The sequence below is a fragment of the Pseudomonas sp. genome (assembly GCF_030683065.1).
GTDB lineage: Bacteria > Pseudomonadota > Gammaproteobacteria > Pseudomonadales > Pseudomonadaceae > Aquipseudomonas.
Genome location: NZ_JAUXMX010000035.1, coordinates 26,559 through 50,922, shown reverse-complemented (window position 1 = coordinate 50,922; position 24,364 = coordinate 26,559). Strand labels below are relative to the sequence as shown.

General features: G+C 56.1%; 20 protein-coding genes, 2 tRNA genes and 2 pseudogenes. 5 read left to right on the top strand and 19 right to left on the bottom strand.

Features of this window, described 5'->3' with window-relative positions:
• Positions 1-146: 146 nt before the first annotated feature.
• From Q8K09_RS12155 to Q8K09_RS12135, 5 genes are all read right to left on the bottom strand, one after another.
• Positions 147-395, bottom strand: coding sequence for a hypothetical protein (locus tag Q8K09_RS12155; protein WP_305255236.1), 249 nt, complete (start codon positions 393-395; stop codon positions 147-149).
• Between the two features lie 8 nt (positions 396-403).
• Positions 404-1,372: a tyrosine-type recombinase/integrase gene (locus tag Q8K09_RS12150; RefSeq protein WP_305255235.1), complete on the bottom strand. Its 969-nt coding sequence runs from the start codon at positions 1,370-1,372 to the stop codon at positions 404-406.
• Positions 1,365-1,601: an AbrB/MazE/SpoVT family DNA-binding domain-containing protein gene (locus tag Q8K09_RS12145; RefSeq protein WP_305255234.1), complete on the bottom strand. Its 237-nt coding sequence runs from the start codon at positions 1,599-1,601 to the stop codon at positions 1,365-1,367. Before Q8K09_RS12145 ends, Q8K09_RS12150 begins: the two co-directional genes overlap by 8 nt.
• Positions 1,602-2,173: 572 nt before the next feature.
• Entirely contained in the window at positions 2,174-3,664 is a 1,491-nt protein-coding gene (locus tag Q8K09_RS12140; protein WP_305255233.1) for a hypothetical protein, read from the bottom strand.
• A gap of 41 nt (positions 3,665-3,705) precedes the next feature.
• A complete protein-coding gene (locus Q8K09_RS12135; RefSeq protein ID WP_305255232.1) occupies positions 3,706-4,074 on the bottom strand; it encodes a hypothetical protein in 369 nt (122 codons plus the stop codon).
• 837 nt (positions 4,075-4,911) lie between these two features.
• Between Q8K09_RS12135 and Q8K09_RS12130 the strand changes: the two are divergent.
• The 5 genes and pseudogenes from Q8K09_RS12130 to Q8K09_RS12110 form a co-directional block, all read left to right on the top strand.
• A pseudogene (locus Q8K09_RS12130) lies at positions 4,912-5,073 on the top strand (IS1595 family transposase); the annotation flags it as partial.
• 758 nt (positions 5,074-5,831) lie between these two features.
• Complete coding sequence (locus Q8K09_RS12125; RefSeq protein WP_305255231.1) at positions 5,832-8,600, top strand: DNA methyltransferase; 2,769 nt, start codon at positions 5,832-5,834, stop codon at positions 8,598-8,600.
• Positions 8,597-9,625 (top strand): virulence RhuM family protein, encoded by a 1,029-nt coding sequence (locus Q8K09_RS12120; protein WP_305255230.1) that lies wholly within the window; start codon positions 8,597-8,599, stop codon positions 9,623-9,625. Before Q8K09_RS12125 ends, Q8K09_RS12120 begins: the two co-directional genes overlap by 4 nt.
• A 136-nt stretch (positions 9,626-9,761) precedes the next feature.
• Complete coding sequence (locus Q8K09_RS12115; RefSeq protein ID WP_305255229.1) at positions 9,762-11,882, top strand: DEAD/DEAH box helicase; 2,121 nt, start codon at positions 9,762-9,764, stop codon at positions 11,880-11,882.
• A complete protein-coding gene (locus Q8K09_RS12110) occupies positions 11,875-13,083 on the top strand; it encodes a GIY-YIG nuclease family protein (RefSeq protein WP_305255228.1) in 1,209 nt (402 codons plus the stop codon). Before Q8K09_RS12115 ends, Q8K09_RS12110 begins: the two co-directional genes overlap by 8 nt.
• A gap of 50 nt (positions 13,084-13,133) precedes the next feature.
• On the opposite strand, the gene Q8K09_RS12105 is transcribed toward Q8K09_RS12110, so the two are convergent.
• The 14 genes and pseudogenes from Q8K09_RS12105 to Q8K09_RS12040 all read right to left on the bottom strand — a co-directional run bounded on the left by Q8K09_RS12105 (position 13,134) and on the right by Q8K09_RS12040 (position 24,198).
• Positions 13,134-13,625, bottom strand: coding sequence for a type II toxin-antitoxin system VapC family toxin (locus tag Q8K09_RS12105; RefSeq protein ID WP_305255227.1), 492 nt, complete (start codon positions 13,623-13,625; stop codon positions 13,134-13,136).
• Positions 13,622-14,794: an XRE family transcriptional regulator gene (locus Q8K09_RS12100; RefSeq protein ID WP_305255226.1), complete on the bottom strand. Its 1,173-nt coding sequence runs from the start codon at positions 14,792-14,794 to the stop codon at positions 13,622-13,624. The genes Q8K09_RS12105 and Q8K09_RS12100 overlap by 4 nt, the downstream gene beginning before the upstream one ends.
• A 44-nt stretch (positions 14,795-14,838) precedes the next feature.
• Positions 14,839-14,968, bottom strand: a pseudogene (locus Q8K09_RS12095) (IS5/IS1182 family transposase); the annotation flags it as partial.
• Positions 14,969-15,232: 264 nt separating this feature from the next.
• Positions 15,233-16,177 (bottom strand): replication initiator protein A, encoded by a 945-nt coding sequence (locus Q8K09_RS12090; protein ID WP_305255225.1) that lies wholly within the window; start codon positions 16,175-16,177, stop codon positions 15,233-15,235.
• 33 nt (positions 16,178-16,210) lie between these two features.
• On the bottom strand, positions 16,211-16,414 hold the full coding sequence (locus Q8K09_RS12085; RefSeq protein WP_305255224.1) for an AlpA family transcriptional regulator: 204 nt from the start codon (positions 16,412-16,414) through the stop codon (positions 16,211-16,213).
• Between the two features lie 135 nt (positions 16,415-16,549).
• Positions 16,550-17,269 (bottom strand): hypothetical protein, encoded by a 720-nt coding sequence (locus tag Q8K09_RS12080; RefSeq protein WP_305255223.1) that lies wholly within the window; start codon positions 17,267-17,269, stop codon positions 16,550-16,552.
• Positions 17,266-18,486 (bottom strand): integrase arm-type DNA-binding domain-containing protein, encoded by a 1,221-nt coding sequence (locus tag Q8K09_RS12075; RefSeq protein WP_305255222.1) that lies wholly within the window; start codon positions 18,484-18,486, stop codon positions 17,266-17,268. The genes Q8K09_RS12080 and Q8K09_RS12075 overlap by 4 nt, the downstream gene beginning before the upstream one ends.
• Before the next feature lie 168 nt (positions 18,487-18,654).
• Positions 18,655-18,730 (bottom strand) — tRNA-Thr (locus Q8K09_RS12070).
• A gap of 610 nt (positions 18,731-19,340) precedes the next feature.
• Positions 19,341-20,558, bottom strand: coding sequence for a methyltransferase (locus Q8K09_RS12065; protein WP_305255221.1), 1,218 nt, complete (start codon positions 20,556-20,558; stop codon positions 19,341-19,343).
• Positions 20,559-20,597: 39 nt separating this feature from the next.
• A complete protein-coding gene (locus Q8K09_RS12060; protein WP_305255220.1) occupies positions 20,598-21,287 on the bottom strand; it encodes an ABC transporter permease in 690 nt (229 codons plus the stop codon).
• The gene (locus tag Q8K09_RS12055; RefSeq protein ID WP_305255219.1) at positions 21,284-21,979 is read right to left on the bottom strand and encodes an ABC transporter permease; all 696 of its coding nucleotides are present in this window, start codon (positions 21,977-21,979) and stop codon (positions 21,284-21,286) included. The genes Q8K09_RS12060 and Q8K09_RS12055 overlap by 4 nt, the downstream gene beginning before the upstream one ends.
• A 50-nt stretch (positions 21,980-22,029) precedes the next feature.
• Positions 22,030-22,782, bottom strand: a complete 753-nt coding sequence (locus Q8K09_RS12050; RefSeq protein ID WP_305255218.1) for an ABC transporter substrate-binding protein — start codon at positions 22,780-22,782, stop codon at positions 22,030-22,032.
• A gap of 18 nt (positions 22,783-22,800) precedes the next feature.
• Positions 22,801-23,574, bottom strand: coding sequence for an ABC transporter ATP-binding protein (locus Q8K09_RS12045; RefSeq protein ID WP_305255217.1), 774 nt, complete (start codon positions 23,572-23,574; stop codon positions 22,801-22,803).
• A 548-nt stretch (positions 23,575-24,122) separates the two neighbouring features.
• Positions 24,123-24,198 (bottom strand) — tRNA-Phe (locus Q8K09_RS12040).
• Positions 24,199-24,364: the final 166 nt, after the last annotated feature.

Here is a 24,364-nt window from a genome sequence, read left to right as displayed (position 1 = left end):
TGGAGCAATGCTCGGATCGCCCGATACCTTGAGCGCGATTATGATTGACGTTGAGCGGTAATCCCCTGAAATCAGTACTAGCAGAAGTGGATTTTTCTCCTAATCGGATCAACGAAGTTTTGCGTGAACCGCAGTGTTGTTCTGACTTATGGATGGCTTTGCCTCAATGCCATGGTTTTGATTCCGGTCAGACACACAGCTACGGCAATGGCACAGATAGCGGCCGCTGCCAGGGGCATGATCATTGCGCCGATAACCAGTGTGGCGCCGCCAGTCGTTGCGCTGCCTGCAATGGTGCTGAGCTGCGGGTTCGAGCGCCACGCGGCGATGCCGCTGCAGACCATATCGGTGAGCAGAAGCAGCGCCACCACGATGGCGATTTCAAGCTCGATCATAGATCACCTCAATAACGCACTTTGAACGTGGGTGAGTCCTCCGGCCGCATGCCGCGCCGGTCATAGATTTTCGTGGTGCTGATGTTGGCGTGGCCCAGCCACTGTTGCACTTTGGCGATGTCGGCCTCATGTTCCAGAGCGTTGGTCGCCGCCGTTGCGCGTAGGCCATGCACTCCCAGCCCGGCGACCTCGATGCCGGCCACTTTGGCATAGCGGCCCACCAGGGCATAGATACCATCGGCACTCAGACCTCTGCCCGTACTCGTGCCGCGCAGCGGCATAAAGAGCGGTGCCGCAGGTTGTTCCAGGTGATGCCCGGAAATCTCCAGGTACGCATGAATGCGCTCCAGGGCGACGGGGTGCATGGGCAGGTAGCGCAACTTGCCGCCCTTGCCGTGAACACACAGGTGCTTGATACCCCGGCGCTCCTGCATGTCCAGGACATGCAGGCGGGCGGCTTCTTCACGACGTAGACCGTGATAGAGCAACACCGCCAGTACGGCACGATCACGCAGCCCCTGCAGGCTGACCGGATCGGGCGCATCCAGCAGCGCCTTGGCCTGGTGATCGCCAAGAGCCGGCGTTTTGCCTTCGTTGGTTTCAATCTTCGGCCGCTTCACCCCATGCACCGGGTTGCCGCCCGCGACGGCGTTGGCATCGAGCAGGTGATCGAACAGGCTGGCCAGGGCGGCCAGCTTGCGGCGAATGCTGGCCCCGGACAGGCCGCGCTGTTCGAGCTGGCTGCGCCAGGCGAGGATGTGGGCGCGGGTGACCGCCCGAAACTGCTCGGGGGCATGGATGCCGAGGAAACTGCAGAAGTCTTCGAGGTCACCCTGGTAAGCGCGTCGTGTGCGTGGATTGTCCAGGTTGGCGAACCACTCGGCCGCTGCCGGCACTTCGGTCAGGCCTTGGAATTCGGCGGCCGTCAGGCGGCGCTCAGTCGAAGGACTCTCGGTCGCTGTAATCAGGTTATTCATCGTGGGCGTCCGCGCGCTGCTGGCGATGCCACTGCTCGGTCAGTTCGTCGATGCGGTCGGGGAGGCGGGGTGTTTTGGAGAACACCAGGGTGCGCGTGGTGCCGACGACCTCCTCGATCAGGTACAGCGAATCGCCGACATCCACGCCCAGTTCCTGCAGCACCTCATCCGGCAGGCGGATGCCGCCATCGCCGTCCCAGTCTTCGATGACGATCTGCGTTGGTTTCATGCGTGATTCCAGGTGGGGGCTGAAAACTAACGATAACCTATTTTATCGTTAGTTATTTACGATGATGGTAGGGTGACTGTACATCTCCGGAAGACAACGATGGGGTACTGCCTGCTGGACGCCCCCTGCACAACTGCTGAGGCTGAAACCAGCAATCCACTGAGTCAAATTTCAATCGGCAGGGGGGCAATTTTCCATCAGCGCCAACAGGCATGTATCACAGGCTGAACGCATTTTGCTGTCCGTTGCACAGCCTGATTAAATGCCATTAAATGCCATTAAATGCCATTAGATGGCATCTAATGGCATCTAATGGCATGTATCACAGGCTGAACGCATTTTGCCGTCCGTTGCACAGTCTGATTAGCTGCCATTAAATGCCATTAAATGCCACCTAATGGTATGTATCACAGGCTGAACGCATGTCGTGTATCACACGCTGCACGCTTAAAATCAGTGCGAGACTATTACGGGAGGGCATTTAGGGTGATACACCAGTGTCTATTTCACTCTCGAAACCTGGGAATATTCGCGCCAAAAACAGCTCCATTAATGCGTCAATAGCCAGATCGCTAGTTGACATAGATGCTGAAGAACTTTTTGGGTAACGACTTGGCCATGACAAGAACCTCTCCCTCCTCCATGAACATAGAGTTGGTCGAGACTTTGTAACCATTTTCCTTCGAGTAAAGGATGTGGACACCCCGGTAGTCGCAGGCATTGAAGCCGTCGTAAAAGGGGCCGTTTCCCCTGGTTTCACGAAATCCTATCTCCCGACCATTTATGAACGCGCGAACCTCGCAAATCCTTTTGCCACTTTTGCGTTCGCCTTCGACAACCTGCAGGTGGTACTCCTGGTCGGGTCGAATTTTCATGGCTGGCACGTTCTGGTTGAAGTACTCCGAAGCCAGCGCATTCCATCTGGCTGGGTCAACCTCTGCATGCTTGCTCCATGCCTGTCCAGCAATGCTGGCACTAATTGGATACAGAATGATCCCCAGCAGAATCCCGATATAAGCCAGGTACCCCAGGAATATCTGCGGCGCTCGTAATTCAGCAGCCACTTGGAAATCACTACCGCCATACATGGCCGCCTGAGTAGAGTTGACTGGCATAGCCTCAAGCTGGGCTTTGGCATTACGTGCCGCAATGAAGCGAAGGGATACATACCAGAAGGCCGCCGCCGGTATTACAGTCCAGGCCATGCCAAACAGGATTCCCACCAAAACTATTACGGGGATCATGAACAGATCTTGAAGCTCTGGGTTCGCAATCGTCTCCATGAACGCACTGCCAAGGGCCGAAAGGTTTGTAGTGATGAAGCTCATCAGTGCTCCCACATTCCACTCAGCACCTAGCGCAAGCCAAAGGTATGAAAGACCACCTATAGCGGCGCCCCAGTTAATGACCTGTGCACAACCATAACCACCGAAGGCGCCGCCATTGATAGGCGCAGTGGCAGCAAAGTGAGTGCCGCGCCCGAGCATTGCACGAGGAAGGAAACAGACCACCAATAGGAGCCCAGCGAGCAGAAGAAGAAGGCCTTCATGCCCTAGCAGGGGCACAAACTCACCTTTAACGTATGTAACCCCTTTCATCACGTCCCGTGCCATATCCACAAAAGGTATGGCCAAGACGGCAGCAATAAAACCAGACTTCGGTACCGACCAGATTTCTGCAAGCCAGTTACCGGTCAAGCTGCGACGGTAGTAGTAGCGATAGTTAAGTTTAGGCTTGGACTTGGTGCCGGAGTTCTTCACCGCCAGCCCAAACCAGCCACTTTTAATGGCGACATAGGAAAGCAGGCGGCCAGTATTGTTCATCGCCAGCGAATGGGTTGCTGAGCTATCCACCCACGGCAGGCGGACGGACTGCCCGGCTGGGCGATTGGCACATGTTTCAACAAACGCATCAACCATCTCATTGCAAGGCTTGTAACCAGTCGGACAGAAAAAATCGAAGAAGGCTCTGAAGGAGCCAGCTGCAACGCTCCATAGAAGGCACAGCGGCATATAAACGCAGTACGTCCAAGCCCCTATGATGAAAGACCTGACCTCTGACATAGCTGCAACTCCTGGAATTAATGGGGTTGAGGGTAGGGGTTCTATGGAGCGGTGGAGCTTGATATTAGGCTTTTGGTGATTTCATCAATCAGCATCTCCCGCGCAACCAGCTTGCAATGCCTTAGCCAACAAACGCGTGCTTGGTAGCCAGCAACAATACTCAGCGGGTGAAGCCCTCGCCACTCTCTTTCAAGCTTCAAAGCCTCTAGTTGAAGATGGGCTTGCTTCTGCTCGACGAAGGCCTGCAGCTTCTGGTTCTCGGCCAACCAACGCATGAGGCGTGGATTCACCTCATGAAGAATCTCGTGAACAGTGCGTCCCCAATACGACAGGCCGTGGATCTCCGGCAGTAGTGTCGCCTCGATCGGCATGCTCAGGTAGATGTCATGAAAAGGCGAATTCAAGGCCACTCTATTCTCCAGCAATTGGTCGACGAGCTTCCCCTACTTCTGGATCAGATCTAGCAGCGATGGGTAATGTCTCGCCCTGGATAAACAAGCGCACTTGCAACCCGGTCATCTTGCGCTGCCTCGACGAGCAGCTATGGCATCCAGGCAGCTGCAACTAGCTCAGATCTGAGCATCCTGCATTTAGCCGTGACCTTAAAGCAGCCTTCCTGGGTGCAACTCTTGACGAGCCAGCAACGGCTATATCTGGGTACATGATGATTATAGACCGCCTGCTTAACTTAAGCAACTTACGTAAGTAGCATTTGTAGCACTGCCTTTTCGACTCACAGAAACCTGCCCACAGCCGCCCGATGAGCTGCGCATTGAGTCAGCTATTCGCGACGGGCTTTATCCAAAAGCTCCACGATTTGCTCTTCGGTCATTGCTGCTAGGGCAGCTATCCCTGCACGAACAACATCCGAGCGAGAGGCTCGGAATCCACGTGGGATGAGGCTAAGGCGGTCAATTTCTTCGCTGATCGAGTCCGTAAGAGAGAATGTGACGCGCTTAAAGACAGCCACACTCTGTGTCTGGGTATTTGATTTAGGCATGATGGTTCCTCAAAAAATTACTTAAGTTCAGTAATTTACATAAAACGCGCAAGTTATCAATCCGCTGCTCTGCTAAACAGCGCGCCCACCGTGCTGACCTGCATTTCTCGGCCTGGACTATGGGGATAAAGCCCCTTTTTGAGCTTCCAAATGCCAGAGCGTAGTAAGCACAGGAGTTATATCCCGCTCGATCTGCGGCACTGAGCGGTTGAGCCTGGTACAGGGTGCGCGGGTCAGGCAACGCGTCTTTCATATCCAGCATGTGGCCGCCTTCGACTCGCGTTTGATGCGCCGCTTCAATGGCGTTGCCACCCGCTACTTACCAAAATACTTGGGCTGGAGGCGATTACGGGAACGTTCCGGCAAATATCTTGGTGCCGAGGCCTGGCTCTCGCATGCCATGAAATAGGCCACGGGGAACGTGAACAGAGCCTTTTCATTTTGCAGTACGAAATGGATCGAGCACGCCCGGTTTACCACTTCACTACTGAGCGTGGCAAAACGTGACACCAAATGGCTGAAAATGGCATGGCGTGTCACGAAACCCACTCATCCGCAAATCTGTGCTTTAGGTGAAGCAGGTTATTTAGGCCGTACATCCGTCGAGTTATGCCTTCCAAGCTCGTCGTTTCAATCAGCGCGCACGGTCTACGTCAAAACTTACCCAATGCCACCTAAAAACGGCCAGAAAAACCGGCTGTATCACACGCTGCACGCATACGCTGTATCACATGCTGCACGCCTGCCGTGTATCACACGTTGCACGCATAAAAATCAGTGCGAGACTATTACGTTGTGTTGTTTGGGGTGATACACCACTCTCTGCTGAAGTCTCAAAATCGAGGGGAATTCGCGCCCAAATCAGCTGCTTTCATGTCTAAGATCGGGCTGTGAGAACCCTCGGCTTTTTCGCATTCCAGAAGCACCTTCCTTTATCATCCCCGGCATCGTGTACTGGTTGGTTCCCCGGTCACTGGCCCAGGGCTCTCGGTTGTCGCATTCAGTGGTATCCGGCATAAACCGATGCGACTGAGCAGAGCTGAGTGGCCGATGCTGAAGCCAGGCCGACAGAACGGTATGTGCCGGCCGGGATGTAGCCATCACCCAACAAATTTTGCGGCTAAAATCGCCGCCTTCGCGGATCAGCGATCTGGACAGTGGTAAACCATGAATGCAGTAGAAATTGAGTCCGCCATATCGGACTTGGCCCTTGAGCCCTTTGATGGGGCAGAGTTTCCGTTCACCTTCCTGGCCGCGTTCGGCAACAAAGACACCGCGCTCAAGCGTCTGCGTGCCGGCAACAACAACGTCTCGGACGTGCCCAGCGGCGTACTACTGCGCAGCAACATTCATATCGCCGCATGCGAGCCTGGTACCGTGGGCGAAACGCTCAAGGCTTTGCGCGCCAGCCCGGCCACCACAAAAGCCAAAGCCAAGTTCATCCTCGCCACCGACGGGCAAACGCTGGAGGCCGAAGAGCTGATCACCGGTGAAACCATCACCTGCGATTACTCGGATTTGCCCAACCACTTCGGCTTCCTGCTGCCGCTGGCTGGCATCTCCACCATCAAGGAGATCAAGGACAACCCCATCGATGTGCGCGCCACCAGCCGCCTGAACAAGCTGTACGTCGAGCTGCTGAATGAGAACCCGGACTGGGCCAAGGCCGAACGCCGCGCCGACATGAACCACTTCATGGCACGCCTGGTGTTCTGCTTCTTTGCCGAAGACACCGATATTTTCAATGGAGATGGCCTGTTTACCAAAACGGTTGAGCAGTACAGCGAACGTGATGGCTCCAACACCGACCATGTGTTGTCAGAAATCTTCCGCGCAATGAACATCAAGCTGGCCGAACGAGCAACCGCTCAGCCGCGCCTGCCCAATTGGGCCAACACCTTCCCCTATGTGAATGGCGGCCTTTTTTCCGGCAGCACCGAGGTGCCGCGCTTTACGCGCATGGCCCGTACTTATCTGCTGCACGCTGGCAACCTGAACTGGCAAAAAATTAACCCAGACATCTTCGGCAGCATGATCCAGGCCGTGGCCGATGATGAAGAGCGCGGCGCACTGGGCATGCACTACACCAGCGTGCCTAACATCCTGAAGGTGCTGAACCCGCTGTTTCTCGATGACCTGCGTGTGCAACTGGAGGCGGCGGGCGACAACAAGGCCAAGTTGCTGAACCTGCGCAAGCGCATGGCGCATATCCGCGTGTTTGACCCGGCCTGCGGCTCCGGCAACTTTTTGGTCATTGCCTACAAGCAGATGCGCGATATCGAGGCAGAGATCAATCGCCGCCGGGACGAGGCTAACAACAAGTCCGAAATACCACTGACCAACTTCCGCGGTATCGAGCTGCGCGACTTTCCGGCAGAGATTGCCCGTTTGGCGCTGATCATTGCCGAGTTCCAGTGCGACGTGCTCTATCGAGGCCAGCAGGATGCGCTGGCAGAGTTTCTGCCGCTGAATGCGCAGAACTGGATTGTATGCGGTAACTCGCTACGTCTGGACTGGTTGAGTATCTGCCGACCTACGGGTACAGGCGTCAAGATAATTGCCGACGACTTATTTGGTACACCACTCAATCAGACGGAAATCGATTTCGAGAACGAGGGTGGCGAGACGTATATCTGTGGCAACCCGCCATACGTTGGAGATAAAAAACAGTCTCCGAGCCAGAAAGCTGACATGGAAGCCCTTTTTGGTGGTGTCAGTTCACGGTGGCGATCATTCGATTACATCTGCGGATTCATATTTAAGGCAGCCAACTATCTGAAGGCCACCGAACGTGCGGCCTCAGCCCTCGTATCAACGAATTCTGTATGCCAGGGAATGCAAGTAGCCGAGTTCTGGCCGCTGGTTCTGGGCGAAGTGCGATTGAATTTCGCAGTGCTTTCCTTCAAATGGGCGAATCTCGCTGCGAATAACGCAGGGGTTACCTGCGTTATTGTTGGCTTGGATTGCCGTGGAGCACGCGCGCCAGCCAAACTCATAAATGGAGAGGTTGCACGAGAAGTGGAAAGTATTTCCCCCTACCTTACCTCCGGCCCGGTAATTTACGTAGCGGGGCGCCAAAAGCCGCTTTCGGTGGTATCCGAAATGCTGCTAGGTAACTTTGCTAAGGATGGTGGGCATTTGCTTCTATCCAGCAACGAGGCTGCAGAACTTGGCTCTGCGGCCCAAAAATTCGTCAGACCAATGTTCGGCGCGCGTGAGTTCATTCAAGGCGTTCAGCGTTATTGTCTATGGATTGAGGACCAGGATATTGCTGTCGCAGCCGAGATCCCAAGCGTCAAGGAGCGAATGCTCAAGGTTGCGGCAGAACGGGCGAAAAGTCCCAAACTAGCGACGACACAATGGGCAGCTCTTCCTCATCGCTTTGTTGAGATTCGATCACCTAACTACACCTGCGCAGTCATCGTCCCGCGCGTAAGCTCAGAGAGTCGCCCATACCTTCCGGTGGGCCTATTGCCGGAGCAATCCATAATTACCGAGGCCTTTGGTTTTTACGACGCTCCGCTCTGGAACATGGCACTCATAGCCTCCCGCCTGCACTTGGTCTGGATTGGCACCGTCTGCGGCAAAATGAAAACGGACTTCCGCTACTCCAACACCCTAGGCTGGAACACCTTCCCTGTACCGCTACTCACCGAGCAGAATAAGGCCGATCTGACCGCTTGTGCTGAGGCCATCCTGCTGGCCCGCGAAGCACACTTCCCCGCCACTATCGCCGACCTGTACGCCCCGGACACGATGCCGGACAACCTGCGCTGCGTCCACGAACGTAACGATGAAGTGCTGGAGCGCATCTATATTGGTCGTCGCTTCAAGAACGACACCGAGCGACTGGAAAAGCTGTTTGACCTCTACACCAAGATGACCGCAGACACCGCGAAGGTCGCGGCGAAAAAGCCACGAGTCAAAAAAGCATGAGCGAGCTGATTCTCTACGCTTCGGACGACGGCCAAACCCGGTTGCATCTACGGGTGGAGGGCGAGAGCGTCTGGTTGAGCCAGTTGGAGCTTGCCGAGCTGTTCCAAACCACCAAGCAGAATGTCTCGCTGCACGCGAAAAACATCTTTGAGGACGGGGAGTTGAGCCCGGTGGCAACTGTCAAGGAATCCTTGACAGTTCAAGTTGAGGGTGGGCGCCAGATCCGTCGTAAGTTGATCCAGTACAACCTCGACCTGATCCTGGCCATCGGCTACCGCGTGCGTTCGCCACGCGGCATCCAGTTCCGTCAGTGGGCCAGCGCCCATCTCAAGGAGTTCCTGCTCAAAGGCTTCGTCATGGACGATGAGCGCCTCAAGAACCCCTCTGGCAGGGATTACTTCGACGAGCTGCTGGCACGCATCCGCGATATTCGCGCCTCGGAAAAACGCTTCTATCAGAAGGTGCGCGAGCTGTTTGCCCTGAGTGCCGACTATCGGGCAAGCGACCAGGAAACCGCTTTGTTCTTTGCCGAGGTGCAGAACAAGCTGCTTTACGCCACAACAGGTCACACCGCCACTGAGTTGGTGGTCAAACGCGCCAATCCCGGTCAACCGAATATGGCATTGACCACCTGGAGCGGCGCGCGCGTGCGCAAACAGGATGTGATCATCGCCAAGAATTATCTGACGGCCGATGAAATCGACACACTCAACCGCCTGGTGGTTATCTTCCTGGAACAGGCCGAGCTGCGGGTTAAGCAGCGCCAAGACTTGAGCTTGGACTTCTGGCGCAACAATGTGGACAAGATGCTGGCCTTTAACGATCAAGCCATCCTTGAGGGGGCGGGCTCGGTCAGCCGGGAGGGAATGGAGCGCGTCGTACATGAACGCTATGAAGTGTTTGACCAGCAGCGCCGCGCCACCGAGGCGCTGGAGGCCGATGCACTCGACTTGCAGGAAATCGAATGGCTGGAAACGCGGGTTGCGCAGCGTGCGAAGATCAGCCCAAAGGGGAAGAAAACATGAGCCAGAGGCCGACTTTGTGCAGGAGGTGCTTGCACAATTGCGTTGCGCCATCCGTTGGCGCTGAAGTCCAATCTGGCCAGATGTCTGAATTGTCCAGCCGGCTGTTGGGCGATTACCTATTTAGAGAAAATTTTGCATGACTAACTCAACCAACCCGACCAACAGCTACACAGTGCCATCGGTATCCATTGCCACGGCGCACACCGGGGCTTCCAGCAAAGCCAATGAGTTGGGCATGCGTACCATGCAGGAACGTGCCTATGCCAAGCGTGGCGAGCAGTACCTGCTGATCAAATCGCCTCCCGCTTCGGGCAAGTCGCGGGCGCTGATGTTTATCGCCCTGGATAAGCTGCATAACCAGGGCTTGCAACAAGCCATTGTGGTGGTGCCGGAACGCTCGATTGGCGGCAGCTTTGCTGATGAGCCGTTGAGCCAACAGGGTTTCTACTGGGACTGGCAGGTGGCTCCACAGTGGAACCTGTGCAATGCGCCGGGCATCGACGAGCCGCGCGTGGCCAAGTCCAAGGTGGAGGCGGTGCGCACGTTCTTGGCAAGCGCCGACAAGACGCTGGTCTGCACCCATGCCACCTTCCGCTTTGCCGTGGAAGAGTTAGGGCTAGAAGCCTTCGATAACCGCCTGATCGCCATCGACGAGTTCCACCACGTTTCCGCCAACCCGGACAACAAGCTGGGCAGCCAGCTGAGCGCGCTGATCAGCCGCGACAAGGTGCATCTGGTGGCCATGACCGGCTCCTATTTCCGTGGCGACAGCGAAGCCGTGCTGGCCCCGGGAGAAGAAGCCAAGTTTGAGACGGTGACTTACACCTACTACGAGCAACTCAACGGCTACCGTTGGCTCAAGTCGCTGGACATCGGCTACTTCTTCTACACCGGCCGCTATGTGGATGCGGTCGCCAAGGTGCTGGACCCAGCGCTGAAAACCATCATCCATATCCCCAACGTGAACGCCCGTGAAAGCCTCAAAGACAAGGAACGCGAGGTTAACGAAATCATGAGTGCGCTGGGCGAGTGGCAGGGTGTCGACCCAGCCACTGGCTTCCACCTGATCAAGGCCAAGGATGGTCGCACGCTGAAAGTGGCCGACCTGGTGGATGACAGCGACGCGGCCAGGCGCTCCAACGTACTCACCGCGCTGAAAGACCCGGTGCAGAAGAACAACCGCGACCACGTGGATGTGATCATCGCACTGGGCATGGCGAAGGAAGGCTTTGACTGGATCTGGTGCGAGCATGCGCTGACCATCGGCTACCGTTCGAGCCTGACCGAAATCGTGCAGATCATTGGCCGCGCGACGCGTGATGCTGAAGGTAAGGAGCGCTCACGTTTCACCAACCTGATCGCCGAACCCGCAGCCGATCAAATGGCTGTTGCTGAAGCGGTGAACGATATGCTCAAGGCCATTTCCGCCAGCTTGCTGATGGAACAGGTGCTGGCCCCGCGCTATGAGTTCACCCCGAAAGATACGGGGCCGAAAGACGGTTTTGTCTACAACGGCGGTGAAGGCTATCAACAGGGCGGAATCAACCTGGGTGTGAATGAAACCACCGGCCAGTTCCATGTCGAGATCAAGGGTCTGATCACGCCGCAAAGCACAGAAGCTACGCGCATCTGCAAAGAAGACTTAAACGAAGTGGTGACCAGCTTCTTGCAGGACAAAACCGTGCTGGAGCGCGGCCTGTTCGATAAAGAGAATACCCTGCCCGAAGAGCTGACCCAGCTGCGCATGGGCAAGATCGTGCGCGAGCGTTACCCAGAGTTGAGCGACACCGATCAAGAAGCCATACGACAACACGCCATCGCGACAATGAATATCACCCAACAGGCCAAATTGGCGTTGGCCGTAATCGATGCCAATGGTGGCGACACCGTGCAAGGCAGCACGGCGCTGCTGGATGGTGTACGCAAGTTTATTAACGTGCGCGATTTGGATATTGATCTGATCGACCGCATCAACCCCTTCGACGCCGCCTATGCCGTGTTGGCGAAAGCAATGGATGAAAAATCCCTGCGCCAGGTGCAGGCCAGCATTGCTGCCAAGAAGGTGAGCATTCCCGAAGACAAAGCCCGCGAGCTGGCAAAACGCGCTTTGCAGTTCAAGAACGAGCGTGGCCGCCTGCCGGACATCAACTCAGCCGATGCCTGGGAAAAACACATGGCTGAAGGCGTGGCCGCGCTGGCACGCTACCGCGCCCAAGCCAAGGCGGCGCAGGCGCTGGGAGAGTCCGCCAATGGCTGATATGAATGATGACGAGCTGCTAGATGCGCTGGGCGTAGAGGCCACCCCACTCAAGGCAGTCAATCGAACCCCGCGCGAAGAACGCATCATCGCCGGCTTCGAGGACATTCTGCGCTTTTATCAGACTCACGGCCGTGCCCCACTGCATGGTGAAGACCGCGACATCTTTGAGCGTTTGTATGCCGTGCGCCTGGATCAACTACGCAAGTTGCCCGAAGCGCAAACCCTGCTGGCTGAGTTGGATGGCCCAGGGTTGCTGTCTGGTGCCGCCGCGGCCTCGGTAGATGTCGATGATCTGGACGAAGACGCCTTGCTGGCGGAGCTGGGCATCGGCAATGAATCCACCGATCAGGACGACATCACTGTACTGCGGCATGTTCGGTCTCATGCGGCGATAAAGGCGGCGGAAGAAATTGCCGCCCGGACCCCATGTGAAGACTTCGAGAGGTTTAAGCCACTGTTTGATGAGGTGGAAGCAGGCCTCAAGCAAAAATTGTGGATAACCAAGCCCTTTGGCAAGAACGCCAGCATCGAGGTTGGGGATTTTTTCGTCCTGAGCGGACTGATCGCCTATGTCGCCGAGGTGGGCGACACCTACAAGACACCAAATGCAGAGACGAATGGGCGCTTGCGCGTCATTTACTCTAATGAGACGGAAAGCGATCTGCTATTACGATCCTTACAGCGGGCGCTCTACAAAGACAGCGAGGGGCGTGCCGGGTCTAGGCTCGTCAAGGTAGATTCCGGTCCGCTGTTCAGCGACATAACCGAGCCGGACGATATCGAGTCTGGAACCATCTATGTGCTGCGCAGCCAGTCAAACCATCCATTCGTGACCGAGCATCGCGAGCTGATCCACAAGATCGGCGTTACCGGCGGCAAAGTGGAAACCCGCATCGCCGGCGCAAACAAAGATGCCACTTACCTGCTGGCCGACGTGGAAGTAGTCGCCACTTACAAACTGCACAATCTGAACCGCACCCGGCTGGAAAAAATCTTCCACCGCCTGTTCGGCGCGGCGCAGCTCGACCTGATTATCGACGACCGTTTCGGAAACCCTGTTAAGCCGAAGGAGTGGTTCCTGGTGCCGCTCCAGGTGATCGATGAGGCGGTTGAGCGCATTCGGGATGGCTCGATTACCGATGTGGTCTACGACCCCCAAACGGCTCGTTTGGTCAGCCAAGGCATAGCCAAGACGTGATGATCAAATCCGGGCGGAGCCAGTCTCTTCGCCCGGAGATCCACGCCGGACTATGGCTTACGCCAGGCACTCAAACGTGAATGACACGCCTCTTCGGGAAGGCGGGCACCCTGAGAGAGCATCAACTCCAGAGCATTTGCCGCATCACCGGCATGAACAACCCCGTGCTCTAGCATGCTATCCAGCAACCAAAGAGCACCGCGAACCTGTAGCCCGTCAGAAGAGGCCTGGCGACGTAGCCGGCCATCTCCTGTTAGTAATGGATAGCCCGTATCTTGAGCAAGGAGATAGCAAGAGACATCTGCCAAAGAGCTGTTGTTATGCTCAGTTCTAAGTCGAAATAATTTAGCGATGCTCTGCTCATCCATGATTTCAACACGCAGCCCTCTGCCTAGCAGTTCAGCATGGGCAAAATCCCTCAGCTCCCGCAGAACAAACTCAGTGCAGCAGAATGCAAAAGGCAGTCCGAACATTTGATCCAGCAACCCTGCATTCCTGAAGTCGATCAGGATGTTTGTATCACTGATATAGACCCTGCTCATGCCCGCTCCATCGGGCCTGCAAGATCACCGTCCAGCGCACTGACCGGCCTTCGTAGCAGTTCTGCTGCACGAGATTTGCTAAATAGCCCCTCGGCCAGCCCCCAGAAAACAAGTGATTCAAAACGCTGTGGCGGCTTGCACTGTTGCGGCTCTGGCTCCGATTTACGCCATCCGCGCTTGCTGAATTGTATAGTCAGCGCTTGATAGCCAGCGTCACTGAGCAGATGGAGATCCTTCAGACGATACAACGCCGCCTGCATGGATAGACCGTACTGCCGTTTTGCAATCAACAGTTCCTGCGGGTGCACGTGAGAACGCTGATGGCTTCCAAAGTCACTAGTTACACAATGTGCCGGGTAGAGAAATGAGCCCGCAAAGCGATGACAACAACGCTCTTTATCATTCTCTGACATCTCGTCAGATAGTTTCATTACCCAATGCCCAAGCTCATGCGCGGCAGTGAAGCGCATCCGCTCACCTGGTCGCTGAGCGTTGAGCGCAATCAGAACATGCTGCCTGTCCTCGGTAGCGGCACAGGCACCATCGAAGTCATCAGGCCCGTCCAACAACGCAACCTTGATGCCGTTTTCCTCCAGCAGTTCGGTGAAATTCGCAATAGCATCACCGCCAATCTGCCAGTGCTCACGAAGAGCGCCCGCGGCTCTCTCCGCATCCTCAATTGAGGTCACCTCCAGAAACTGGAATGGGGTAAGCGGGGCCTGGATGTCGGCAGGGTCAAAACAACTTTCAAGAGCTATGTAGCGCTCCAAATACTCTCGAATCTGCTCTTTGACCTGTTCCTGACGATATTTGGGCATTTTCGCGAGTTTGCGAAACTCCAAAGGAGCCAGCGGGACCGGTTCTGCGCGAAAAAAATACTCCGGACTAACATTCAGAGCATCTGCCAGCTGCAACAGGCGAGTAGAGTTAGGAGCAATAAGCCCCTTCTCAAGCTTGCTTAAGCCCTGTTTGGTAATGTCTCCCATCTGTTGGGCCAAGGCCTCCAGACTGAGACCTCGAAGTAACCTGGCGCGTCGTATTCTGTCGTAAATCATGTGCCCTCCAATGGTTGACAAAAATACGCTCAAAGCATTTTTTGTCAACCAGATGGCCTCGAGCCAGCTCTTCTGGCTTGCAGCGAGGTGTCCATCTGTTTTGATGGGCACCATGTAAGGCCTCGTTGGGCCGGACGACCGCCTTCACCCTCTGGCTAGCGCGGCTCGATCAGGGCGATCAACTCCGTCCGCGGCCACCACCTGGTCCGTCTCGATCAGGAGCAACTCTTTGCGGGTTTGCTTGCGCTTGCCGGCGTACTCAGTGTGGGCGAAGGTCATCTGCTTCATCGGAAAATTCTGCGGGGTGGAATCTCGAAATTTTGCCAAAATCAGGAGGTATTCTTCAGGGTTTTCCTTAATGTTTAATTAATTGTTTTAAGAGCTTTAGGGCGATAATTATCTAAAAATATCATATTTTTTAATGACTTGAGTTCGCTGGAGGTGGGTGAAGTACGGAGTTTGCTGGGTTAAGTACGGGTATGGGTGTGTGAAATACGGGAAGGGGTGGGCAATATACGGAGCTTGGAAAGCAACCTGCGAGTTATCCACAGGCTACCTCGCTGCAGCTGAATTTCTATGTGTAATTATCAGTTGAGGTCCAGATAGCCCTGTGTCTTCACGCAAGTGGTAGTCCGGGAGGCTGTCGGTTTTGATAAGGCGGCGCAAGATGCGACAAAATTCTTTAAAGCATGTCAATCCGCTTCGCTCATAAATTGTCTTAAATCCCCACTTTGCAATGCTTTTACCTGCTGCGCGTCGAGCCAAGCGATATATGAAGCGCACGACGGAAGAATTAATCGAAAAATAGGTTTGGTTAACGGTTAGAACCAACGGTCCTCGACTATCAACCACCTGCCTGTAGATCCAGTGCGGAGCTTCAATCTGAACTCGATCTACGCGACCACTGGCTGTGTGTGACAGGACAAGGTAACTACTAATCAGACTCTCACCTTTAACCTCGCGGATGATGCCTTTTCCGTTATGCGACGTGCGATGGCGCACACTTTTTATGGATGTTCCCTTCAATCGATCCAGTGCTAATTCAATACCACTCGCTTGCTTACCGCCATCACCACGCTGACAGAACCTAAGAATATCCGAAGCATGCGGTGAAAAAAAACGGCCTGGTTTTGCACCTTGACCTCGTTTGTAGCGATTCATCGACTCTGTTAAATGCGAAATAAGCATCAGTACAATGTCGTAATCCCATATTGATGCCATACCCTCTGGCCCTGCTTTGACCTCAATGTACCCATCCGCCAGCTTATAGTGAATTACATCGCCCGCACGACTTTCTCGCTTGGACATTCGGAACAGTGCAACATCCATATAGTCACGAATGTCCTTGAGTGGGAGGCCATCCGTTAGAACAAAACAATCTGCTAGCTCGCCATCATCCAGCGCCTGCTTGCTTGAGCTGATTTTAAACAGCCTGGCGGCCGCTTCTTCCCACGATTCGCCAGGGCGGGCCTCAGCTTGAATACGCTGCCTATCCACGCTTGCGCTCCGCCCAGACGAATACATACGGAGTCAACCTAGCGACGCATTAATTTTTTCGGAAACCCATGCGCTTACATGTTCAGCAGGCCACGCAACAGAGTTAGCGCCAAGCGCTATAGCAGCTGGGAACTGTCCGGCACGAATCAGTCGATAGATCTGTGATTTGCTTAGTCCTACTATTGCGCAGACTGATGGCAGGCGAAGTAGTGCTGGTGAGACAGATTGATTAGCCATGGGGTCGGATCTCCTTGGAACCGTATTGGATGGCTAAGGATTAAATGGGACTTCATGCTGCGGGTTTTGGCAATTGCCATTTTTTCAGGGAAATGCCAAAAATATATTTCAGTAGAATGCAGGCTCTAGTCGGAATTACTGATCTTCCGCGTACCATTTTAGTGTCTTCCAGCTTTTGCGCATTTCAACTCCAGCAGCGTCTGCAAGGGAAATAACAACAGGATACGGATTAAAATTTTTACGTGATGAATTTAACCGGGATGCAGCGCGTATGATATTTTCTGCACGCTTTCTTTTTTCATCGTCCAATGTCGGTGCAGTGTGCGCATTATTAACTTCTATTATCAGCTCAATCAAGCCGCTAATAATCCGCCTAATAGAAACCAATTCTTTTTCATTAAACTCATCAGTGTCTTCGCTGTCGGTTGAGCAGTCCCCTGCATTACCGTCTAATATAAAGGCTGGGGGCTCAATATCGGCAGCCTGTATCCATTCAACTAATGCTGCCTTATAAAAATGGACGACGCTTGGCGGGATGCTTGTGTAGTCGCTGTCCGTGCGACTGAAGCAAATAATGTGTGGGTTACTGGCCTCAGGCGAGTCAAACAAAGCTTTGAAATACTTCTGTAGTCCTCCAAAATCCAGTTCATAACCCTTGCTTGAGCGTTGAGAGGATTTTGCCCCACCCACACACCAAATTTGCTCGGGCAATGGCTTTCCTCGCTTCAAAGCGTACTCGCGGAACAATTGCTCAATCAGCTCATGCAGATTATATGCAGCTTCCTGAAAACTAACGTCATAGTGACGAGCGTACTCAGGCACTAAGTCAGATAGGCGAATCAGATCGTCATTCATATGGTTTCCTCCACTACTGCAATGGATTGATTCCCGGTACTACTGCGGGGTAGATAATCTAAGTGATCGGCATACCACTGAAGCATCTCTCGCCGCCCCTCCAGATACTGAGCATGGTTGTAGGTGCCGCGAATGCTGTTCTTGTCTACATGCGCCAACTGGGTTTCGACCCACTCGCTGGCATATCCCTGCTCGTGCAGAGTGGTGGACATTGTGTGACGAAATCCATGACCTGTGGCACGCCCGTCGTAGCCAGAGCGCTTCAGCAGTTGGTTGATGGCGGCCTCGCTCATGGGCCTTGCCGGATCGATACGGCCAGGGAATGCGAGCGTGTAGCCACCAGTGATGCTATCCAGCTCACGTAGTATCGCCACCGCCTGCTTGGGGAGTGGGATCAGGTGAGCGCGGCGCATCTTCATGCGTGCAGCAGGGATCAGCCATAGCTCTTTATCGAGGTCAAACTCCGACCAGGGAGCCCCCCTCAGCTCAGCCGTTCGCACCCCCGTCAGAATCAAAAGGCGAGTGGCGATCTTGACGGTGTCGTTACCTGGGCAGGCCTGGATAGAGCGCAACAGCTCCGGTAGCTCTGTAATGGGTAAGAACGGATAGTGTTTTGTGGTGGGCGTTTGTAGTGCGCCACCAATATCCGCTATGGGGTTGTACTCAGCACGGCCAGTAGCGATTGCATATCGGTAGACCTCTTGGCAGCGTTGACGAGTCTTGCGCAGTACCTCAAGCGCCCCTCGCGCCTCGATCTTGCGGAATACGTGCAACCACTGCATGGGCTTGATGGTGGCGAGGGGCAGGCTGCCCATCTGGGGGAAGATGTCCCGCTCGAAGGCCTCCAAAACGTCGCTAGAATATCCCGCCGACCATCGAGGTGTTTTGTGTTGGTGCCATTCCAGCGCTAGTGCCTTGAAGGTATTAGCTCGGGCTATTGCTGCCTGCGCTCTCGTGGTATCGCGCTCAAGCCCTGGATGCTTGCCTTGTGCTACGAGTTGACGGGCCTCAGAGGCCAACTGGCGGGCTTGTGCCAGCGTCACCTTGTCGACAGTGCCTAGGGAGATGTGGGACTGCTTACCATCCAGGCGGAAGCGGAATCGCCAGGATTTTCCTCCTGCGTCACGAACCCACAGAAACAATCCACCTCCATCGGCAAGGCCGTAATCCTTGTCGCGTGGCGCGGCGTTCTTCACTTGCAGGACGGTCAATGGCATGAGTCGAGTACCCAAAGATTGTTGAACCAATCAAAGGTACTTGTGCGGGTACTCAAATGGCAAGCGCTTGGATGAAACTCGATGGCACTGCATGAAGCAGAAAGCCCGCACTAGGCGGGCTTTCTGGGGCGTTCATGACACTGCTTTGCACTGCATGAAACGCTTATATGGTGCCGGCACCAAGAGTCGAACTCGGGACCTACTGATTACAAGTCAGTTGCTCTACCAGCTGAGCTATACCGGCATTTCAGGGTCGCTATTATATCCATTCATTTGGCCGAGTAAAGTCGTCTGCGCATTGTTTATTCTGATTATTTTCAAGTTTCAGTCAGCTTTTAGTCGGCAAAGCGTGGCAGGTCTTCTCGGGACGGATCGGTTGGGGAAAGCTTTCGCTTGCTGCGACTGTCGGCAGGTGTCTTGTCGCGATGGCTTGGCGACGACATTCGATGTTCATCGGCCCTGAGTTTTAGGGGGGGCGCTGTCAAAAATGCGTGCAGCTTGTTTTTCTCCGTGCATGCCGATCATCACGAAATCAGAGGGCCGTAGGCTGTTTAAGTCGTGCTGGCATGGACGCGGCTGCGTCCCATAGGTGCTGCGCGTTGGGCTGTTTAGTGCTCTTTTCGCTATCAGTGGCGAAATCCTTATGCACAGGTCGGGCTTATGTGGTCGGGGTGCACGGGCTCTTTTGTGAGGGATTTCTCGGTTTTTAATAAGTACATGTTTTTATTGGTTTTTATTTGTTGTTCAAAAAACGATCAGGTGTTGCAGAGGCCGCTGTCAGCAGGCGTCAGGTGAATCTGCTCAGAATCTATCAACACAGTTATCCACAGATAATGTGGGTAACTTGGACGGGGTCAGTTGCGTTCGGCGAGCAGCAGCAGGTTGCGTGGGGTGAGCAGGTGTGGGCAGAAGTTGCCGAGGCGCACGCCGAAGCCCTGCTCTTGCAGGTAGAGGGCGCGGTCGAGCAGTAGCCAGAGTTCCAGTGGACGGCGGAACAAGCCGCGTAGCAGTTCCAGGTTGCGCACCTGGGCCAGTCGTTGCCAGCCTTGGGCCTGCAGTTGTTGCCAGTCTGTTGCGACGTTTGGCGCGGGCAGTTGTTTCAGGGCAGCGAGGTCGGTGCAGTAGTCGGCGAAGTCTTTTGCCAGCCAGGCCGGCGGCAGGGAGGGGGTGGGCAGGTACTGGTCGATGCCACGCAGTTTGCGCTGCAGTACGTCGAACGCCAGGCGCCAGGCCATCGACTGGTCGCGCTGGCGGCGCACGCGGGCGCCGGCGGTGACGGTCTCGCTGAGTGGCAGAGCCAGGTCATCCAGCGAGAGTTGCAGGTTAGAGGCTTGGGCTGTGGCGGAGAGTGCCTGGTAATCGGGGTCGGTGATGCGGTTGTAGCAGCACGGTGCTATGGCCAATTGCTTGCAGCCGGCCGCGCTGGCGAGTCGCATCAGGCGTACATGCAGGTCGCCGCAGGCGTGCAGGGCGACCGGGGTGTGCTCATGGCCGAGTTGCGCGCCTGCATCGGCGTCGAGTACGTCTTGTTGCAGGTGGCGGGCGTTGAGTCCCAGGCGCTGGCTGAGCAGTTGGCCGCTGTGTACCAGTTCGGGGTTGTGTTCCAGGCAGGTCAGGGGGCGTCCGTCATGCGCCAGCATGCGGCCGAGGTGGCCTTTGCCGGCGCACCAGTCGAGCCAGTGCTGTGCAGGTTGTTGAAACTGCAGGCTGCTGGCGAAGGCCTGGATCTGTTGCCACTTGCGGCCCGGTACGTCGACCGAGAAGCGCGCCGGCAGTGGCGGCAACGCTTGTGGCGCGAATGCGCCGACTTGGCTCAGGGCGCGCGCTTGGGTGGCCAGCTCGGTAAAGGGCGCGGGTGCGGCAAGCAGGTGTGGTTGATTGTGGCTGGCTTCGGCCTGGTCCAGGCTGCGCGATCTGAGCCAGAGCGCGAGTTCGGGGTGCTGGCGCTCCCACGGCAGTTGCTGCTGGGTGAATGGGCGTGGCTGCCATAGCGCCTGGTGCTGCAGCAAAAATGCATCCAGCGCCTGGAAGCGCTGGAGCAGATTGTCACCGCTGAGAGTGGAGTCGTTCATGGTCGTGTCGTCAGGTCGGGATGGCGCGGCTCCGTCGCGCTAGCGGCCCTGGCAGGCGTCGACCCTTAGCCAGTTTTCCAGCAGCTTGAAACCACGTACCAGCAGGAAGGCGATCAGCAGGTAGAACATGCCCGCGGCGAAGAAGATCTCCACCGGCAAGTAGGTGCGGGCAATGATGGTGCGCGCCATCCCGGTCAGCTCCAGCAAGGTAACGGTGCTGGCCAGGGAGCTGGCCTTGAGCATCAGGATCACTTCGTTGCTGTAGGCGGGCAGGCCGATGCGTGCGGCGCGCGGCAGGATGATATAGAGCATGGTCTGCCAGCGGGCCATGCCCAGGGCGCGGGCCGCCTCCACTTCGCCTGGCGGTACGGCTTGAATCGCACCACGCAGGATTTCGGCGATATAGGCCGCGGTATGCAGGGTCATGGTCAGGATGGCGCACCAGTAAGGTGAACGCAGATAAGGCCACAGCGGCCCCTCGCGCACCGCATCGAACTGCGCGAGGCCGTAATACACCAGAAACAACTGCACCAGCAGCGGAGTGCCGCGGAAGAAGAAGATGTAGCCGTAGGGCACTGCGCGAACAAACCAATGTTTGGATGCCCGGGCGATGCCCATGGGGATTGCCAGGATCAGGCCGGCGACTACCGCGATGGCGACCAGTTCCAGGGTCAGCACCGCGCCTTCGGCCAGGCGCGGCAGCCATTTGATGATCACTTCCCAGTTCATGAGTTGCTCCTGATGAAGCCGCGACTGGCTCGCTGTTCAAGGAAGTGCAGGCCGATCATGGCGACCACGGTGAGACCGAGGTAGATAAAGGCTGCTACCAGGAAGAAGGTGAACGGTTCTTTGCTTGAGGTCACGGCGATCTGCGAGCGACGCATGATTTCTTCCAGGCCGATCACCGACACCAGGGCAGTGTCTTTCATCAGGATCATGAACAGGTTGCCCAGGCCGGGCAGGGCGATGCGCCACATTTGCGGCAGGATCAGGCGCCAGAAAATGCGTGGCCTGGACATCCCCAAGGCTTGGCCGGCCTCGCGATGACCCTTGGGGATGGCGAGAATGGCACCGCGAAAAACTTCAGTGGCGTAGGCGCCGAAACAAATGCCCAGGGCGATGGTGCCGGCGGCGAACGCGCTCAGTTCGAGGCTGTCGATACCCAGCAGGTCGGCCAGGTTGCGCATCAGCTGCACGGTGCCGAAGTAAATCAGCAGCACCCAGAGCAGCTCTGGGATACCGCGCACGATGGTCGAATAGGTGCCGCCAAACCATTGCAGTGGCTTGTACGGCGAAGTCTTGGCCAGGGCGCCGAGCAGGCCGAGCACCAGACCCAGGGCCAGCGCGCAGAGCGCCAGCTTGATGGTCATCAGGGTGCCGGCGGCCAGGGCCGGGCCGAATCCGTAGAGGTCTAAATTCATGGGGGGTCAGAAGCCTGCATCGCCCGCGAGGGCGACGCAGGGCAGGCTGCTCAGTAGATGCTGAACGGGAAATATTTGTCGTTGATCTGCTTGTAGGTGCCATCTTCGATGATGGCCTGCAGCGCGGTATTCAGCTTTTCGCGCAGCGGGTCGCCCTTGCGTACGGCGATACCGATCTTGTCGTTGTCGAATACCGGCTCACCCTTGAACTCGAAGCTCTTGCCGGCATCGCTTTTCAGCCATTCCCACTGCACGAATGTGTCCGCGAGGATGCCATCAAGACGGCCCGAGGAGAGGTCGAGGTAGGCGTTTTCCTGGGTGTCGTAGAGCTTGATGTCGACTACCTTGTCCAGGTTGTCTTCCAACCAGGTGCCGGCGATGGTGGCACGCTGGGCGCCGATTACCTTACCTTTGAGGCTGGCCTTGTCGGATTTGAAGTCGCTGTCTTTCGGCGCGATGAATTGCAGTTTGTTGGTGTAGTAGGGTTCGGTGAAGTCTACCGCCACCTTGCGTTCTTCGGTGATCGACATCGAGGCCACCAGGAAGTCGAACTTCTTGGCATTGAGGGCCGGGATGATCCCGTCCCAGTCGGAGGTGACTACTTCGCACTCGGCTTGCATCTTGGCGCACAGGGCCTTGCCGATCTCTACGTCAAAACCGCCCACTTGGCCGCTGGCGTCGATAAGGTTGAACGGCGGGTAAGCGCCTTCGGTGCCCATCTTGAGTTTGTCAGCGGCTACTGCGCTGGTGCCGAAAGCCAGGGTGGCGGCCGCGGCCAGCAGAATCTTTTTGTATTTCAGCATGCGAGAGTTGCTCCGTGTTTAGCGATTGCCGGACATGAATTGTTTGCAGCGTGCCGAGACCGGGTTGTCGAACACTTGCTCGGGCGAGCCGTGTTCTTCGACCAGGCCCTGATGAAGGAACACCACCTCACTGGACACCTGACGGGCAAAGCCCATCTCGTGGGTAACCAGCAGCATAGTGCGACCTTCATCGGCGAGCGAGCGGATCACATTAAGCACTTCTTGTACCATCTCCGGGTCGAGAGCCGAGGTTGGCTCATCGAACAGGATCACTTTCGGCTGCATGGCCAGAGTACGAGCAATGGCGGCGCGCTGTTGTTGACCGCCTGACAGCTGATTCGGATAGACGTGGCGTTTTTCGCCGATACCGACTTTGGCCAGCAGTGCCTCGGCCCGTTCGATGGCCTCAGCCTTGCTCAGGCCGAGCACTCGGCGCGGCGCTTCGATAATGTTGTCGAGCACGCTCATGTGCGGCCACAGATTGAAATTCTGGAAGACGAAGCCGATCTCGCTGCGCATGCGATTGATCTGCTTGCTGTCGGCGGCCACCAGCTCGCCATTTTTCGCGGCTTTAAGCTTGAGCTCCTCGCCAGCGACGATGATCTGACCTTTGTGCGGGTTTTCCAGCAGGTTGATGCAGCGCAGAAAGGTCGACTTGCCGGACCCGGATGAGCCAAGAATGGAGATGACAGCGCCGTCGTGAGCAGTCAGGGAGATGCCCTTGAGCACCTCGAGGTCGCCGTAGCGTTTGTGTAAATCACGAATTTCCAGCGCGGGCGTGGCCTCGGCCATGGGGGGTCCTCTTCTTGTTCGGGTGCGCTCAGGCGTGCGTGGCCTCCCTGGCGAGCCGTCAACCTAGCATAGCGCTTCCGTGACCGCCAAGCCGTTTACCGGCCTGGAGGCGCTCGCTCGGTCACGCTGTCGCTTGGCTACAGTTTGCTGACGCGTAGACGCAAAAATTAACGGGAACAATTTTTAACGTCACACAGCAGTCACCGCCGTTGGCGGTCATTAGGGATGATGCGTCGCTGAACGCCAGCCCAGTGCTGGTTAGGTTAGTGTTGGCCTTGATTGCCCTGATAGGCGCGTCCGGGCTGCAGGTGGCGAGTAGGCTCGCGCAGCGGCGTGACCCGGTATGCGGTGTCATGGTGAGGTGTTTGACCTGGCCGTAGCCCTTCGCGCGAACTGTCCAGGATTCTTTGACAGTTGCCGGGCTCAGCTCGCCTGCGGATGCGCAGGCTGACTGTTCTGTATGGCTGATGGCGCAAGGCGCGCGAGGTCGCCCACTTTTTCTGCAGATAGAAAAAAGGCCCACATCGCTGTGAGCCTTTTTCTGTATGTGGTGCCCGGGGACGGAATCGAACCGCCGACACGGGGATTTTCAATCCCCTGCTCTACCGACTGAGCTACCCGGGCCAACGGCGGCTATTAGACGGATTTGAAGGGGGGGTGTCAAGCGCGTTTTTGAAAAATATTTAACTATTACGGGTGGTTAGGTGTCGCATCGGTGTTTGGAGTGGTGAGTAGGGTGCGCCGTGCGCACCTTTGTAGGTTGTGACGCACCCTACGGGGTCGCCCGCTC

Coding starts and splice junctions, on each gene's coding strand:
- Q8K09_RS12155 (WP_305255236.1), bottom strand. CDS start 395: ATGATCGAGCTTGAAATCGCCATCGTGGTGGCGCTGCTTCTGCTCACC.
- Q8K09_RS12150 (WP_305255235.1), bottom strand. CDS start 1,372: ATGAATAACCTGATTACAGCGACCGAGAGTCCTTCGACTGAGCGCCGC.
- Q8K09_RS12145 (WP_305255234.1), bottom strand. CDS start 1,601: ATGAAACCAACGCAGATCGTCATCGAAGACTGGGACGGCGATGGCGGC.
- Q8K09_RS12140 (WP_305255233.1), bottom strand. CDS start 3,664: ATGTCAGAGGTCAGGTCTTTCATCATAGGGGCTTGGACGTACTGCGTT.
- Q8K09_RS12125 (WP_305255231.1), top strand. CDS start 5,832: ATGAATGCAGTAGAAATTGAGTCCGCCATATCGGACTTGGCCCTTGAG.
- Q8K09_RS12120 (WP_305255230.1), top strand. CDS start 8,597: ATGAGCGAGCTGATTCTCTACGCTTCGGACGACGGCCAAACCCGGTTG.
- Q8K09_RS12115 (WP_305255229.1), top strand. CDS start 9,762: ATGACTAACTCAACCAACCCGACCAACAGCTACACAGTGCCATCGGTA.
- Q8K09_RS12110 (WP_305255228.1), top strand. CDS start 11,875: ATGGCTGATATGAATGATGACGAGCTGCTAGATGCGCTGGGCGTAGAG.
- Q8K09_RS12105 (WP_305255227.1), bottom strand. CDS start 13,625: ATGAGCAGGGTCTATATCAGTGATACAAACATCCTGATCGACTTCAGG.
- Q8K09_RS12100 (WP_305255226.1), bottom strand. CDS start 14,794: ATGGTGCCCATCAAAACAGATGGACACCTCGCTGCAAGCCAGAAGAGC.
- Q8K09_RS12085 (WP_305255224.1), bottom strand. CDS start 16,414: ATGGCTAATCAATCTGTCTCACCAGCACTACTTCGCCTGCCATCAGTC.
- Q8K09_RS12080 (WP_305255223.1), bottom strand. CDS start 17,269: ATGAATGACGATCTGATTCGCCTATCTGACTTAGTGCCTGAGTACGCT.
- Q8K09_RS12075 (WP_305255222.1), bottom strand. CDS start 18,486: ATGCCATTGACCGTCCTGCAAGTGAAGAACGCCGCGCCACGCGACAAG.
- Q8K09_RS12065 (WP_305255221.1), bottom strand. CDS start 20,558: ATGAACGACTCCACTCTCAGCGGTGACAATCTGCTCCAGCGCTTCCAG.
- Q8K09_RS12060 (WP_305255220.1), bottom strand. CDS start 21,287: ATGAACTGGGAAGTGATCATCAAATGGCTGCCGCGCCTGGCCGAAGGC.
- Q8K09_RS12055 (WP_305255219.1), bottom strand. CDS start 21,979: ATGAATTTAGACCTCTACGGATTCGGCCCGGCCCTGGCCGCCGGCACC.
- Q8K09_RS12050 (WP_305255218.1), bottom strand. CDS start 22,782: ATGCTGAAATACAAAAAGATTCTGCTGGCCGCGGCCGCCACCCTGGCT.
- Q8K09_RS12045 (WP_305255217.1), bottom strand. CDS start 23,574: ATGGCCGAGGCCACGCCCGCGCTGGAAATTCGTGATTTACACAAACGC.